This is a genomic window from Exiguobacterium sp. s35, assembly GCF_018617535.1.
Lineage (GTDB): Bacteria > Bacillota > Bacilli > Exiguobacteriales > Exiguobacteriaceae > Exiguobacterium > Exiguobacterium aestuarii.
Genome location: NZ_JACSKI010000002.1, coordinates 205,557 through 220,985, shown reverse-complemented (window position 1 = coordinate 220,985; position 15,429 = coordinate 205,557). Strand labels below are relative to the sequence as shown.

General features: G+C 48.3%; 16 protein-coding genes. 7 read left to right on the top strand and 9 right to left on the bottom strand.

Features of this window, described 5'->3' with window-relative positions; genetic code table 11:
* The first annotated feature begins 21 nt into the window (after positions 1-21).
* Both KNO75_RS11510 and KNO75_RS11505 read left to right on the top strand, forming a co-directional pair.
* Positions 22-1,575, top strand: coding sequence for an ABC-F family ATP-binding cassette domain-containing protein (locus KNO75_RS11510; RefSeq protein ID WP_074034179.1), 1,554 nt, complete (start codon positions 22-24; stop codon positions 1,573-1,575).
* A gap of 20 nt (positions 1,576-1,595) precedes the next feature.
* Positions 1,596-2,723 carry a DUF418 domain-containing protein gene (locus tag KNO75_RS11505; RefSeq protein WP_214796047.1) on the top strand — a complete coding sequence of 376 codons (1,128 nt, stop codon included), beginning with the start codon at positions 1,596-1,598 and terminating at the stop codon, positions 2,721-2,723.
* A 109-nt stretch (positions 2,724-2,832) separates the two neighbouring features.
* On the opposite strand, the gene KNO75_RS11500 is transcribed toward KNO75_RS11505, so the two are convergent.
* The 5 genes from KNO75_RS11500 to KNO75_RS11485 form a co-directional block, all read right to left on the bottom strand.
* On the bottom strand, positions 2,833-3,762 hold the full coding sequence (locus KNO75_RS11500) for a manganese-dependent inorganic pyrophosphatase (RefSeq protein WP_214790278.1): 930 nt from the start codon (positions 3,760-3,762) through the stop codon (positions 2,833-2,835).
* Between the two features lie 93 nt (positions 3,763-3,855).
* The gene (locus tag KNO75_RS15120; RefSeq protein WP_256441184.1) at positions 3,856-3,990 is read right to left on the bottom strand and encodes a hypothetical protein; all 135 of its coding nucleotides are present in this window, start codon (positions 3,988-3,990) and stop codon (positions 3,856-3,858) included.
* 97 nt (positions 3,991-4,087) lie between these two features.
* A complete protein-coding gene (locus KNO75_RS11495; RefSeq protein ID WP_074034990.1) occupies positions 4,088-4,369 on the bottom strand; it encodes a HesB/YadR/YfhF family protein in 282 nt (93 codons plus the stop codon).
* Between the two features lie 67 nt (positions 4,370-4,436).
* Positions 4,437-5,396: a LacI family DNA-binding transcriptional regulator gene (locus tag KNO75_RS11490; RefSeq protein ID WP_214821851.1), complete on the bottom strand. Its 960-nt coding sequence runs from the start codon at positions 5,394-5,396 to the stop codon at positions 4,437-4,439.
* Between the two features lie 10 nt (positions 5,397-5,406).
* Complete coding sequence (locus tag KNO75_RS11485; protein WP_214790272.1) at positions 5,407-5,640, bottom strand: hypothetical protein; 234 nt, start codon at positions 5,638-5,640, stop codon at positions 5,407-5,409.
* 245 nt (positions 5,641-5,885) lie between these two features.
* Here KNO75_RS11485 and KNO75_RS11480 point away from each other — a divergent pair, with 245 nt between their 5' ends.
* The 4 genes from KNO75_RS11480 to KNO75_RS11465 all read left to right on the top strand — a co-directional run bounded on the left by KNO75_RS11480 (position 5,886) and on the right by KNO75_RS11465 (position 10,230).
* Positions 5,886-7,169, top strand: coding sequence for an NCS2 family permease (locus KNO75_RS11480; protein WP_214790463.1), 1,284 nt, complete (start codon positions 5,886-5,888; stop codon positions 7,167-7,169).
* Positions 7,170-7,397: 228 nt separating this feature from the next.
* The gene (locus KNO75_RS11475) at positions 7,398-8,135 is read left to right on the top strand and encodes a (Fe-S)-binding protein (RefSeq protein ID WP_214821853.1); all 738 of its coding nucleotides are present in this window, start codon (positions 7,398-7,400) and stop codon (positions 8,133-8,135) included.
* Positions 8,136-8,137: 2 nt separating this feature from the next.
* Positions 8,138-9,541, top strand: a complete 1,404-nt coding sequence (locus KNO75_RS11470; RefSeq protein ID WP_285800817.1) for a LutB/LldF family L-lactate oxidation iron-sulfur protein — start codon at positions 8,138-8,140, stop codon at positions 9,539-9,541.
* Positions 9,538-10,230, top strand: coding sequence for a LutC/YkgG family protein (locus tag KNO75_RS11465; protein WP_214821858.1), 693 nt, complete (start codon positions 9,538-9,540; stop codon positions 10,228-10,230). Before KNO75_RS11470 ends, KNO75_RS11465 begins: the two co-directional genes overlap by 4 nt.
* Before the next feature lie 39 nt (positions 10,231-10,269).
* Here KNO75_RS11465 and KNO75_RS11460 read toward each other — a convergent pair whose 3' ends face one another.
* Together KNO75_RS11460 and KNO75_RS11455 are read right to left on the bottom strand one after the other, a co-directional pair.
* Positions 10,270-11,298, bottom strand: a complete 1,029-nt coding sequence (locus KNO75_RS11460; RefSeq protein ID WP_214790264.1) for a DUF4097 family beta strand repeat-containing protein — start codon at positions 11,296-11,298, stop codon at positions 10,270-10,272.
* Positions 11,295-11,615, bottom strand: a complete 321-nt coding sequence (locus KNO75_RS11455; RefSeq protein WP_214790262.1) for a PadR family transcriptional regulator — start codon at positions 11,613-11,615, stop codon at positions 11,295-11,297. Before KNO75_RS11455 ends, KNO75_RS11460 begins: the two co-directional genes overlap by 4 nt.
* A 189-nt stretch (positions 11,616-11,804) precedes the next feature.
* Between KNO75_RS11455 and KNO75_RS11450 the strand changes: the two genes are divergently transcribed.
* Positions 11,805-13,760, top strand: coding sequence for an ATP-binding protein (locus KNO75_RS11450; protein WP_214796039.1), 1,956 nt, complete (start codon positions 11,805-11,807; stop codon positions 13,758-13,760).
* Positions 13,761-13,950: 190 nt separating this feature from the next.
* Here KNO75_RS11450 and KNO75_RS11445 read toward each other — a convergent pair whose 3' ends face one another.
* Positions 13,951-14,724, bottom strand: a complete 774-nt coding sequence (locus KNO75_RS11445; protein ID WP_214817940.1) for an SDR family NAD(P)-dependent oxidoreductase — start codon at positions 14,722-14,724, stop codon at positions 13,951-13,953.
* Complete coding sequence (nfsB, locus tag KNO75_RS11440; protein WP_214790254.1) at positions 14,724-15,377, bottom strand: oxygen-insensitive NAD(P)H nitroreductase; 654 nt, start codon at positions 15,375-15,377, stop codon at positions 14,724-14,726. Before nfsB ends, KNO75_RS11445 begins: the two co-directional genes overlap by 1 nt.
* Between the last annotated feature and the right edge of the window lie 52 nt (positions 15,378-15,429).

Sequence of the window (15,429 nt, the reverse complement as noted above, 5' to 3'; positions counted from 1 at the left end):
TGAAAGGAACGAAAACGAATTATGAGTATATTAACGGTACAAAACTTAAGCCACGGCTTTGGTGACCGCGCTATTTTGAACGATGTCTCTTTCCGTCTCTTAAAAGGAGAGCACATCGGTCTCGTCGGAGCGAACGGTGAAGGAAAATCGACGTTCATGAACATCATCACACGCAAACTGCAACCGGATGAGGGGAAAATCGAGTGGGCAAAAAATGTCCGTGTCGGCTACCTCGACCAACACGCGGTACTTGAGCGTGGGATGACAATTCGTGACGTCTTGAAAGGTGCTTTCCAATACTTGATCGACATGGAGACGCGCATCGGCGAACTCTACATGGAGATGGGAGATGCGACACCTGAACAGATGGAAGACATGCTCGCTGAGGTCGGTGAACTTCAAGAGACGCTCGACTCGAACGACTTTTATATCATCGATGCGAAAGTAGAGGAAGTCGCACGTGGTCTTGGTATTTTAGACGTCGGTCTCGACCGTGACGTCACAGATTTGTCAGGCGGACAGCGTACGAAAGTATTGCTCGCGAAGTTGCTTCTCGAGAAGCCAGATATCTTGCTCCTCGATGAGCCGACCAACTATTTGGATGAAGTACACATCGAGTGGTTGAAGCGCTATCTCCAAAACTATGACAATGCCTTCATCTTGATTTCACACGATATCCCATTCTTAAATAGTGTCATCAACTTGGTCTACCATATGGAGAACCAAGAGTTGAATCGCTACGTCGGAGACTATGACAAGTTCATGGAAGTATACGAGATGAAACGCTCACAGCTTGAAGCAGCTTATAAGCGTCAACAAGCCGAGATTGCCGACTTGAAAGACTTCGTCGCCCGAAACAAAGCGCGCGTCTCGACACGGAACATGGCGATGTCGCGTCAGAAGAAGCTCGATAAGATGGATGTCATCGAATTGAGCGCGGAGCGTCCGAAACCGGAATTCCGCTTCTTGCAGGCCCGTACGTCAGGACGTCTCATCTTTGATGCGAAAGGTCTCGTCATCGGTTACGACGAGCCGCTCTCACGCCCGCTCGACCTTCAAATGGAGCGCGGTCAAAAGATTGCCCTCGTCGGAGCGAACGGAATCGGGAAGACGACACTCTTGAAGAGTTTACTCGGCTTGATCAACCCGCTTGAAGGAACAGTCGAACGCGGCGAGTTTCTTGAAATGGGGTACTTCGAACAAGAAGCGGCAACGAGCAACAACACGTGTATCGAAGAGATTTGGAGCGAGTTCCCGTCACTCAACCAACAACAAGTACGCGCGATGCTTGCGAAGTGTGGACTCATGACGAAGCACATCGAAAGTAAGATTTCCGTCCTCAGTGGTGGAGAAAAGGCGAAAGTACGTCTTTGCAAACTCCTTAACAACGAGACAAACTTACTCTTACTCGATGAGCCGACGAACCACTTGGACGTCGATGCGAAGGAAGAGTTGAAGCGTGCGTTGAAAGAGTACAAGGGTAGTGTCCTCCTCATCAGTCACGAGCCAGAATTCTATGAAGATATCGTCACAGACGTCTGGAACTGTGAGTCGTGGACGACGAAAGTATTCTAATTCAGTAAAGGACGTGTCGTATGGCTGGCCCAATTCAAACGAATGAACGGATTATCTTGTATGACATTATCCGAGGGTTTGCCCTCTGCGGCATTTTCCTCGTCAATATCCCGAGTATGCTCGGGAGCGACTGGATGTTCGGTCGCCCCGACTATTATGGGAGCGACTTGTTCGTCCGCACCCTCTTCGACTTGTTCGTGCAGACGAAGTTTTATACGATTTTCTCCCTCTTATTTGGGATCGGCTTTTCGATTTTCCTCGAGCGTTCTTACGCCCGAGGCGAATCGGTCAGTCGTTACATACGCCGGATTTTGATTCTCTTCTTGTTCGGTCTGGCACACTTGGCGATTTGGTCAGGTGATATCCTACATACATATGCGATGTGGGGCTTGCTGCTTCCTCTTTTCTATAAGTTGAGTAACCGTGCCATTCTGACATGGGCTTGGGGATTACTGATTGGAAGTATCCTTCTATTGTACGGAACTTCCGCGCTGAATGAATGGAGCATGGGCGGAAGCTATTATGGTGGTATCCCGTTCCCAGATGTGTATAATCAAGGGTTTGGTGCCTGGTTCGATTATCGGTATTCTGTTGAAATCTTTAACGCCTTCTCCAACTCGTTCGTTGTCGGCTTCGAGATTCTCAGTCTATTCTTATTCGGACTGTATATCGGACGTGAACGAAAACTCCTGACATGGCGTCTAGAAGGGTTAACACGAACGGCCATCATCTGTGCTATCCTTGCCCTCCCGTTCTTCGGCGTAATCATTTGGCATCATTATGGTGAAGGGTATCCTTATTTCTGGTTAAACTTGTTCGCCGTCTTGATTTCCGGGAAGTTACTCGCCACGACATATGTCTGCCTATTTACGATAGCCGTTCGAAAGGGTCGCACGTTCGCCCCACTTCAAGCGCTCGGACGGATGGCGCTTACGAACTATTTGACACATACGCTCATCGTCTTCGTCCCTGTGATTGCGCTCGGAGCATACGGTACGCTCTCTTTGACCGAAGGATTGTTCCTAAGCATCGCTATTTTAATTGTCCAATCCATCTTCTCGATGTGGTGGCTAAAAAATCACCGTTACGGACCGTTTGAGAAGCTATGGCGCTTAGGGACGTACGGAAGACAAACAAAATCATCTTAAGATCGGACTTCAGTGTCCGGTCTTTTTTATGATGAATAAATGAATTAAAATAAAAAACTGCAGACGTATGAACGTCTGCAGTTTCGCTCGAGGCTAATGCTTCGAGTTTTTATTTTGTCGCCGCTTCCGTTAAGAATGGCACGATTTGCTTCTTACGCGAAACGACGCCCGGAAGTGTCGCCAATCCGTTTTGAAGCGTCACGTTGAACGCTTGTTCGAAGAGTTCTGGCTTTGGTCCGACGACGATTGCTTCTGAATCGTTCGTCAAAATGTTCGTGATGGCAAAGACGAACAAGTCTAAGTTTTTCGCTGCAACCGTATTAGCGATGGCTGCATCGACTTCCTCTTTACGGTTCAAGACATCGCTCGCATCGACCGTGTTCACTTGTGCGATTTCGACGCGATAGTCGCCCATCGCAAATTCTTTCGCATCGAGTGAGATGAGCTCTTCAATCGTTTTTTGGCTAAGGTCCGCACCGGCTTTGAGCATCTCAAGTCCGTATGCTTCCACATCGACGCCAGCGATTTCTGCAAGTTCTTTCGCTGCTTTGATGTCCTCGTCCGTGCATGTCGGTGATTTGAAGAGAAGCGAATCTGAGATGATTGCTGAAAGCATCAAACCGGCCATATCCGCTGCAATCTCAACGCCGTGCTCTTTATACAATTTCAACAAAATTGTCGCTGTGCATCCGACTGGCTCTGCACGATAGTAGAGCGGGTCTGCCGTTTGGAAGTTCGCGATGCGGTGGTGGTCGATGACTTCAAGGATTCGCACGTCTTCGATGCCGTCCGCACTTTGCTGGAACTCGTTGTGGTCGACTAAGATGACTTCTTCGGCCTCACCTTTCACACTTTCAATCAAACGTGGTGCTTTCACGCGGAAGTGATCGAGTGCATATTGTGTTTCCCCGTTCACTTCACCGAGACGGACTGCCTCTGCGTCCATCCCTAATTTCTTTTTCAACTCGGCATAGGCGAGCGCTGATGTGATCGTGTCGGTATCTGGATTTTTATGTCCGAAGACTAGTACTGTACTCATATCTCATTCTCCTCACTAAATAGTTTTCCCTTATCCATTATAACGCCCACGGCATTTCTTTCAATTCCCAAACAAAAAGAGCCGTGTCGGCTCTTATGATTGTTCATCTTCATCTGTCTCTTCGAGGTCGGAATGATCTCCTTTTGAATCCTCTTCGTGGGAGATGTCCGGTTGATCTCGTTTCAACTTCTCTTTTTCTTCTTGTTCACGCTTTTCTTTGTCTGACATATCGTGTCATCCTTTCGAAAATCCGACTTGTCGTAATCTGTTCCCCAAGCCAGATTTCGTCAAACGACATTTCATCAAACGTAAACAAACTGAAACGTCAGGCTTGAACGAAGACGATTTCTTCTCCGCGAAGTTCGACTTTCACGTCTTGTCCTTGGAACAACCACTCATCTTGTTCCGCCACAACGAAACGAATGCCGTCTTCTTCGGTCTCAACAGCCGCATTGTTCACGTCTTCTGTGATGACTCCCACGGAAAAACCGTGCGTTAAGTCTGTCGAACCCCCGTATTTTGCGAATAAACGTACCGTTTGACCCGCTTCGACTTCCATCTCTTCTTTGAACCATTGGAGCGCTTCTTCTGTTACTTGAATCTTCATAACATTTCCTCCTCTCGACTACTTCTTTCATTCTAAACGTTTCAAAAGAGTCGAGCGAGGAAGTTGCCTAAAGTGTCGTCCCGGTTTGATAGCTCACCGTCATTCCACGTGTTTCAGGTTGAGCCCCGTTCATCTCAGCGAGCGTCGTTTCAAACAGATGGCGACCAATCTGTTCATTCGGAGAAAGCATCGTCGATAACCCAAACGCCCTACCAATCGGATGCCCGTCAAATCCAAGCATGGCGACTTCCTCAGGAATGGCGACTTGCCGCCGTTGCATCTCCCCCAAAAATCCAAGTGCGACATAATCCGACGAGAAAAAGAGCGCTCGAGGACGCTCTTTTTGAGAGAGGAACGTTTCTGCTAACCGAATGCCGTCCTCACTCGTCAAATAACCGGTCCAAATCCATTGCTCACGCGCATGCGCTACTTCATCGAAATAGGCTTGCTGACGCGCAAGGGAGCTCGGACTGTGGCTTCTTGACAAGATGATTCCAATCTCTTCATATCCATGCTCCTGTAGCACATGAATACCTGACACGAACGACGCATAATGGTCGACATGGATGGATGAGATTGTCTCCGGTGCGCCTACGGTCGCTACGGCAATCGGTCCGTACGCACGATACGTCTCCATTTCCTTAAAGGACATTTCGTGCGACAAGACGATCGCCCCATCGACTTCGCGATGCTTCAATAAATCGAGTGCTTGTCGCTCCTCACTCAACTTATACTCCGTCTGCCACATGACGAGACGGTAATCGTGCTCGAGGGCCGCTTTCGCAAGCCCGTTGACGAAGAGACCGTAATACGGATGATCCATATAAGGTAAGATGACGACGACACGCTGTGTTTTTCCCGTCGACAACGTCAACGCCTGTTGATTCCGCAAATACCCGAGTTCTTTCATCGCCGCATGGACACGGGTCCGTTTTTCCTTCGATACGTACGGATGCTCGTTTAAGACGCGCGAGACCGTCGTCACCGATACGTCAGCGTGCTTTGCGATATCTCGAATGTTTGCCATTCGTCTCACCTCAACTTGTCAGTCTTTGCATATAGTGTACCCACTCTGCTTGCTGACTGTCACCTCTTTCGACGACTTGACTTCGAATCGCCTGAACGAGGCGGAAGCGCTCTTCTAACGGCAAATGAAGAAACTCTTCACGGAAACGGCTACACAACATTTTCCCGAACGGTGTATACAACTGATTGATGACGAGTTCGTATACGATTCCACTGCACCATGTCTTCCACGTTGTCGGTTTCATATCGGTTCCCCTCCCTTTGTCTATACCGTATCCTCTGAAACGCGTTTCAGAGCAAGCATATTTTGTAAAAAAGTTTATTTCCGAACATTTTTTATACCACCTAATCATTTTTGATGTTTTTTACTCAAAACAATTGACGCGAATCAAACATTTTTGTATAGTCATCAAGTTGATAACGTTAATTTGATCATTATTTTCAATTATTGTTCGGAAATAGACCGAAATAAGGAGTTTTATCGATGAATATTTTTAAACTGAAACAACATGGAACGAATGTTAAACAGGAAGTCACTGCAGGGATTACAACGTTCGTGACGATGGCATATATCTCTGTCGTCAACCCGGCCATCTTATCTGACGCCGGAATCCCTTTCGCTCAAGCGTTCACGGCGACGATCATTGCCATCCTCATCGGGACAGGCTTGATGGCGTTTTATGCGAACTTGCCGATCGCTGTGGCACCTGGTATGGGGCTCAACGCCTTCTTCGCGTACACACTCGTCGCCCAAGAACAAATTGCACCGTCCGCAGCACTCGGTGTCGTCTTCGTCTCTTCCGTTTTCTTTTTAATCTTGTCGCTTTCGCCAATCCGGACGAAACTGATTCAGGCAATCCCGACCTCTCTGAAACATGCCATCACGACCGGAATCGGTCTCTTTATCGCTTCGCTCGGATTGAAGTTATCAGGCTTGATCGTAGCTGATGAGGCGAACTTGGTGCGTCTCGGTGACGTCTCTTCGCCAGAAGTATTACTCGTACTCGGTGGTTTAATCGTCTCGGCACTTCTCTTCTCGCGCAATGTCCCAGGGTCACTATTGATTGGGATGCTGCTCACTGGAATCGCGGCTTACTTCATGGACATCTTACAAATCAATGGTGTCACGGCAATGCCGACACTTCCAGAAGGACTTATGGTCAACCCAGTGACAGCATTTAGTGATGTCATCCAATATGGATTATTCGGTGCCGTCCTCTCGTTCTTCCTCGTCACATTGTTCGATACGACAGGTACACTTGTCGGTGTCGGGAAACAAGCCGGTCTTTTAAAGGAAGATGGCACGATTGAAAATGGTCACCGTGCACTCTTTGCCGACTCGCTTGCCACAATGGGTGGTTCACTCGTCGGAACGAGTCCTTCGACTGCATACATCGAGTCTGCAGCTGGTGTCGCACAAGGTGGACGTACCGGTCTCACAACGGCTGTCGTTGCCGGCTTGTTCGGACTGACGCTCTTCTTTAGCCCGCTCATCGGTGCCATCTCCGGCGTTGCAGCGATTACAGCTCCTGCACTCATCATCGTCGGGGCTCTCATGTTGACGAACGTCCGTTATATCGACTGGAGCGACTTTAGCGAATACTTCCCGGCATTCATGACGATTTTGATCATGCCGCTTTCAGGAAGCATCGAACGCGGAATCGCGTTCGGGTTCATCTTGTACCCGATCTTCAAAGCGATGAACAAAGAGACGGTCCATCCGCTCATCTATTTGTTCGGCGCACTTTTCATCTTGGAAATGTTCTTCCTATAATTTAGATGCAAGATCCTCGCCATATGACGAGGATCTTTTTCTGTTATACGTGCTTCCTTCCTGTTTTATATCAGAAAATAGATGAATGTCTGTTCAGTGAGATACGTTATCAATTAGACAGGATTTTACAAATAAATCAGTTTTTCTCCCCATTTTTCTGTCACTTTCCTACGTATTATGAAATAATGACGTTGAAATCGCTATCATGAGAAGAAAGAAGGAATGGCTATGCCGAATGTAGCTTTATTCGTCACTTGTTTATCAGATACGTTGTTTCCATCCGTCGGACAAGCGACAGTCGAACTGCTCGAACATTTAGGGTGCGAGGTGACTTTCCCTTTTGAACAGACGTGCTGTGGGCAACCTGCCTATAACAGTGGTTACCATGAGGAGACAAAGAAAATCGCCAAGCACATGATTGAAACGTTCGAACAGGCAGATGCGGAATATATCGTCGGACCATCAGGGTCATGTGTCATGATGATGCGCGACTATCCACATTTGTTCCAAGATGATCCAGTGTGGGGTCCTCGTGCCGTAGCACATGCCGCCAAAACGTTCGAACTGACGCAGTTCATCGTTGACGTACTCGAAGTCACAGATGTCGGCGCCAAGTTTCCCGCTACAGCGACCTATCATGCCTCCTGCCATATGACCCGCCTCCTCGGAATCGAAGCCGCGCCAGGGAAATTACTCGGAAACGTCGACGGCTTGACGATGGTTCCTCTCGCAAACGTACATAACTGCTGCGGGTTCGGAGGAACGTTCTCCGTCAAAATGCCAGACGTGTCGGTCCAGATGGTAGATGAGAAAGTCGAATCGATTTTACAGTCCGGTGCAGACGTTTTGATCGGGGCGGATGCGTCTTGTCTCATGAACATCGGCGGACGTCTTCATAAGCAAGGGCATCCGATCAAAGTGATGCACATTGCCGAAGTCTTGAACGAAGGAGTGAAGCAAGCATGAGCATGGGGATTCGGTTAGATGAGAAGTTTCAAGACCGTCGGAAGGACGGGATTGAGGATGCGTTCATGCGTCAAGCCGTCAGTTCGGCTCAAAATCGGCTGCGGGATGGACGGTTGAATGCTGCGGGTGAACTTGGAGACTGGGAAGCGTTTCGCGATCATTCGGAAGAGATTCGTCAACACGTGCTCGAACATCTCGATTATTACTTGTATCAATTGAGCGAGAACGTCTCAAAACGAGGCGGGAGCGTCTTTTTTGCAGAAACGCCAGAAGAAGCGAACCGCTATATTCGAGAAGTCGTTCGTTCGAAACAAGCAAAACATGTCGTGAAATCAAAATCGATGGTCACAGAAGAGATCGGATTGAACGAGGCACTCCAGGAAGAAGGATGTACCGTCGTCGAGTCCGACCTTGGGGAATGGATTTTACAACTCGACGAAGATCCACCGTCTCACATCGTGGCCCCTGCCCTACACAAAGACCGTGACGCTGTCCATGAGACGTTCACTGCTCACGGATATACGGGTTCGAACGATCCGACCGAGCTCGGACGCTACGCACGACAAGAACTCCGGAAAGACTTTTTGAAGGCAGAAGTCGGCATCATCGGTTGTAATTTCGCCATCGCGGAGAGTGGAGCCGTCGGGCTTGTAACCAATGAAGGAAATGGACGCATGGTGACGTCACTTCCTGATACGGTCATCTCTGTCATGGGGATGGAACGCGTCGTCCCATCTTATGAAGAGTTCGAGGTACTCGTCAATATGCTTTGTCGAAGCGCGGTCGGTCAACGCCTCACGTCATACATCACGACATTCGCCGGGACGCGTGCGGTCGGCGAAGTCGATGGTCCGGAAGAATTCCATCTCGTCATCGTCGACAATAAACGTTCTGGCATTCTCGGTACACAGTTCCAATCGGTCCTGCAATGCATCCGTTGCGCGGCATGCATCAACGTCTGTCCGGTCTATCGCCATATCGGTGGGCATGCGTACGGGTCAATTTATCCTGGTCCAATCGGTGCCGTGTTGGCCCCACTCCTAGACGGATACGAAAACTACAAAGAGCTCCCTTACGCGTCAAGTCTATGCGGTGCCTGTACAGAGGCATGCCCTGTGAAGATTCCGCTACACGAGCTATTGATTGAACACCGTCGTGTCATCGTAGAAGAAAAGAGACAATCACCATTCGTGGAGCGGATTGCGATGAAAGGATTTGCCGTCACGGCATCGAGTCCTTTCTTATTCGAAGCCGCGGAACACGTCGCACCGTTTGCGACATCACCGTTCGCCACATCTGGTCAGATTGAAAAAGGGTTACCTGCTTGGACGGACTCCAAAGACTTGCCGCAACCGAACAAACAGACCGTCCGAGATTGGTTTAAGAAACGGGGGAACGTCGAATGAATCCTGGCACAATCACAAACCGTGAAGACTTTTTACAACGAATCGCCAAACAGCTCGGTCGTGAGGTCGACCTCACCCCACCGAAACGCGAGTACAAACATCGCCCACAAGACGACGTGTTAAAAGATGCGAGCGAAGAAGAGCTACTTGAAACGTTTCGCATGGTCGCGACACGAATCCATACCGATTTGGTCGAATGTGAATCCACGCATCTTAATGATACGCTCCGCCTCTTGATTGAACGCTACGAAGGAACACGGATCCTCGCGGAGAACGATGAACGAATTTCCGCTTGGGCACCCACAACGAGTGAGACGTTCGCTTGGTGGGATTCGTCACAACCGAAAGCGAGTCGAGAGCTGGCCGCCCGTGCCGACATCGGCATTACGATTGCGGATGCGGCGTTTGCGGAAAGTGCGACAATCGTTCAATATGCGAAGCCTGGCAAATCACGAACGATCAGTCTGTTACCGCAAGACCATATCGCAATCATCCCGAAATCTGTCCTTGTTCCACGTATGACGCAAACGGCACAACAACTTGCCGAACTCGACCGAGATGACCTCCGTTCCCCGAACGGTGTCAATTTCATCTCCGGTCCGTCGAACTCGGCCGACATTGAGATGAACCTGATCGTTGGTGTCCATGGACCCGTTCGAGTCGCCTATATCTTAGTGCATGACTTATAAGTATAGCCCCTCCATCGATTGATGGAGGGGCTATGTTAATCATGATACGGTGACACTTCCGTTCGAGCTTGTTAATTTCACATCAATCGATCCTTCACCGAACACGCACTCTTTCGACCGCTCTCCGAATACATTGACTTTTCCGTTCCGCGACTTCGCCCGAATCGTCACATCTTCTGGACGTTCCTCGACGTGCAAGTCAATCTTCCCATTGTTTGTCTTCAATCGAATCGGTGATTGAATCGATTGAACGATACAGTCAATTCGACCGTTTGACGTTTTGGCATCAATTGCCCCCATGACGTGATCGACATCGATTCGACCATTCGAGGAATGGATGTTGATCCGTTCTAGTTGAGAATGTTTTGCTTCCACGCGACCGTTTGAGGAATGGAGCTCCCAATCGTGACCGTGACAACTCGACGCGAGCACCTGTCCGTTCGATGTACGAAGCACACCTTGGCGTGCCTGAATATGATGCGCGATGACTCGACCGTTCTCACTCTCCACGTGTAACCGTTCCGCTTGAAGATCTTGTACATCACTCGAACCGTGGCGGTTTTTCAATTGAATCTGATGATAGGCGTGATGCGGCAGCTCGACTCGAAGCACCGGTGCTTTCGACCCGAACCACGAGAAGAGGTCAGAGAGACCGAAACGACGTTCGGATTCAATCCGAATCTCAAGCGTGTCCCCGACGATGTCCATCACAACCCCATGGTCGGTCTCCGTTTCGAGCGTCGCATACGCATAGCCGTCTTGTGATGGCGTGACGAACACCTGTGCATGCTGTACTTGGATGAGGACACTTTGAAAGGCTACGGTCGAGCTTTTGACAACCGCAGGCGGTCGTGTCGATTCCGATACTTCAAAATCGACAGAAGCGAGTAGTTCCGAGGCGAGTACGCTCGGTTCCCCTAACTCGCGTGCCATCTCCTCATCACTTCTACCCTCTAATCGACCGCTCGTGAAATATTCAGACACGTCTCGTAAAATATCGAGGCGATCCTTCACCTTCACGTTCATCAATAACTGCTCAAGCTCTGACAAGTACTGTTCTTCATTCATCTGTCGTCTCCCCCTCGGATTAAGTCATTGACGCCGTTCGTGAATACATCCCATTCCGCTCGCAACTCAGCCAAATGTGTTTTTCCTTGTTCCGTAATCTGATAATACTTTCGCGGAGGCCCTTCCCCGGACTCGGTTAAATAAGTTGTGAAATAGCCCTCTGTCGTCAGTCGACGTAACAATGGATAGACGGCACCCTCTGAAATGGCTACTTTGGCTGAAATCGCTTGGACGAGTTCATAGCCATAGCGGTCTTGTTCCGCCACAAGCGCCAGTACACAAAGGTTGAGTACGCCCTTTTTGAATTGAGGATTCATGATCCCACCCCCTACTATACATAGAACAATAGCATATCATTCACTACTGTTCAATATATAATAGTATCCATTCCCCTGATTTCTCAATATATAGCATCTAAACGTTTGAATCTGTACAATGAAAGAACGACACTCGTAGGATATTAGTCACAGTCGGAATGTTCATCATTCTAGAAAGGAACGGTCTTTATGAAGTCATGGATTGACCAGCGGATCGGAAGACAATTTTTGTTCGTCTTCTACTTATTCATCGGGCTGATCCTCCTCACGTCACTTGCCGTATATGTGTATACGGAAAACCAAATCGAACAGACGACGTCATCGCTCGAGAACATTAGTGAACGGCGCACGAATGCGACCGAATTGTTCGAGACATGGCAGTCGATGCAATATGAAATGCGCGGCTATGTACTCCTCGGAGACGATGCGATGCTAGAGCGCGTACAAGATAAACAAGTCTTGATTGACGAACAGACGACCTGGTTCGAACAGAACGCCGTGACCGATAAGGAAAAAACGTATGCGAGCGATGCGCGTACGCTGTTTGTCGCTTATCAGGAACGCGTCATGCCAAGCCTTGAACGTTATGTAGAAGGAAAGCGGAGCGGAAGCGTGACCGAACCCTTCTTAAAAATGCCAACGCTCGGGAAAGTAAACCCTCAAAAAGAGCCGCCGGCGGATCGAAAATTTAAAATCAACTCGAAAAGTGCCGCGGATATGAGCGCGAGCATCGTCGATATGGAGAGCGTCTTCACGGAATATCGGAACTCACTGAACGCAGAAGAGGATGCGCTCCGTGCTCAACTTGCGACACATACGAAATGGGCACAGGCCCTCTGGCTCCTCTCCTTACTCGGAGTCCTCTTCATTCTCTTCATCGTCGCCCGCCCTTACGTCCGACGCTTGACCGGTCAACTCCAAGAGTTAATTGAAAACAGTAAGCGTCTTGCCGGAGAGAAGCAACCGGTCACGCCAATCACGGTTCAATCTAAAAACGAGGTCGGTCAATTGACGACATCATTCCGTCAGATGGCGACTTCGCTTACGCATCAGCGTTATCGGATTGAGGAAGAGCGTGAAAAGACAGCTCGCCTTCTCCACTCGATTCGAGATGCTGTCATCTATGTCGAGCACGCGACAAGCGAAAAAGTGGCGAACCAAGCGTTGTTCGTCTTATTCAATCAACCGATCACAAAACGAAATGAAGTCGATTTATATCGTTTAGATGCTAGTCTTGAAGAACTCGGGCTGCAGGTCGACCAAAAGGATGCCTTTTTTGCATTCATGGAACGTTCATTCGATGGACAGTGTAAAGAAGAGAGCGTCACGTTCTCGATGAATCAGGAAGAGCGCTTCATTCAAATGTATGCGGAGAAAATTTATTTGAGAGGGACACGCCACGGCACGATGCTCGTCTTCCGTGATGTGACGCATGAGACTGAGGTCGATCGTTTGAAAACCGAACTCGTTTCGACCGTCTCCCATGAACTCCGCACGCCGCTCACGAGTATCATCGGATTCACCGAACTTCTTCGTTTCCGACAACTGTCTCCCGAACGTTCGGAGAAATATTTAGGGATGATCCATCAGGAAACGTTACGTCTCGAGGATTTGATTTCCAACTTGCTCGATGTTCAGCGAATGGAATCAGGACAACAGACGTACCACAATGAGACGGAGCGCCTATCGGAAATCCTGAAACAGGCCATCGCCATTCATCAAGGTGCCAGTCAACATCATCGCATCACGTTTGATTGTCAAGAAGACGTCTATGTATATGGAGATCGGACACGACTCGGACAACTCTTCACGAACTTGCTTCATAATGCCGTGAAGTACTCTCCAAGTGGTGGAGACATCCATGTACGTGTCGCATGTGAACGACCGGATTGGATTGATATTTCGATTGAGGACCATGGAATCGGGATTCCACAAGCCGCGCTGTCGAAGTTGTTTGATAAGTTCTATCGCGTCGACAATTCAGCCAGCCGTAAAATCGGAGGTACAGGCCTTGGCCTCGCGATTTGTAAAGAAATCGCAGAAGGTCATGGTGGCACGATCCACGCCGCATCGAATATCGGCAAAGGTTCCATTTTCACGGTCAGTCTTCCAAAAATGGATGTATCAAATCAAATGAGTAGTTAACGAGAAGAAGCCATCGCCTTTATGGGCGAGGGCTTCTTTATATTGACAAAGTATTAGTTATGAAAAGGGTTGAAGAATAGGAAAGGCCCGAGAGATATCATCGTTGGCATCTTCCGAACTTATATCTCTCCGTTTACGCGGAAAAGCTGCGCCGCCAAGAATGATACAATAATCGCTGAATGACGTGAACTTAAAGATACGAAATGGAATTCAAGGTTTCCATGAGTTCCTGTCTGCGCTCTTCATCGTAAACATCTGGATGTGCTTCAGCAAACTGCTCACGATCATTATCGTAATATTTTCCTGACGCACCTTCAAATTCATCTAAAGTAGCGGCATCACGCAAGACTTTCGCTCCAATCATCAAATCATGACCATCGATTCCATAAGCACTTTTCACCATTTTACTACCCAACAAGGATTTTGGATTGACCGCTACGAAAGTCTGAGGGTATTTTTTTGATAACTCATATGTCCACATCGTAATTGCCAGTTTGCTTTGTGCATATGCGTCACCGTCCGTGATAGGTGAATGACCTCGTAACGCCCCGTAGTCTAATCGTGCCTGGGCAGCAGATGACACGTTGACGACTCGTCCTGTTACTGGAAGTAACGGCAACAGTCTCTTAGTCAAAACATAAGGTGTTATCGCATTCACAATGAAGCGAAGATCCCATCCGTTCTCCCCAAGTCGTGGCTGTGCCTCATAAATTCCAGCATTATGAATCAGGACATCAATCGAATTATGTTCTTTTAGTAGTCGGTCAGCGAATAACATGACGTCCTCTGACTTCGAAAGATCGGCAATATATGAAGTGACATGACTAGAGTCTAATTCTCGCACGACGGCCGCTAGTTTTTGCTCGTCTCGACCATGAACCAAAACCTCATGACCTTCCTCAATCAAAAGTTTGGAGGTCGCTAGTCCGATTCCGTCTGTGGCACCGGTAACGAGAATCTTCATCACACTTCCTCAATGATTTCAGCTAAATCAAGACGTGATTTTGGTAAGTCTGCATTGAAATCAGATTCCGAACGATATCCGAGTGATACGACAACACAAGAAGTGAAGCCTTTTTCCCGTAATGAGAACTCCTCGTCTAACATTTTCATATCTAATCCTTCCATTGGGATCGCATCAATTCCCAATGACGCGACACCAAGTAAAAACGAACCTAAATTCAGATAGACTTGTTTTTCAGTCCAATGAGATAAGTCTTTGTAATCGTATTTATGCATATCGACAAAAATCTTTCGCCCTGCGTGGTTAGCATGCTTGAATTCCTGTTCCGCAAAACGCCCATCCTCATCTTCCTTGTCCGTCACATGTTGAAGATACTCTTCTGTGATTTCCGTTTTAGATGCAAATACAACGACGGCAGATGCATTTGTCACTTTCGATTCATTAAAACTATAGAATCCATTCGCTGCTTTTGCGACACGCGCTTTTCCTTCTTCAGTTGTCGCAAGCACAAAATGCCATGGCTGAACATTCGTTGATGATGGAGAAAGTTGGAGTAGCGACTTGATTGACTCCATGTCCGCTTCAGAAATTTGCTTGGATACATCAAATTCTTTTGTTGAGTATCGATTGTTTAATGTCTTAACCAGTTGCATATCTACACTTCCTTTTTCGATTTTTAAAACTTGATATGCGCCTAGTATAGGA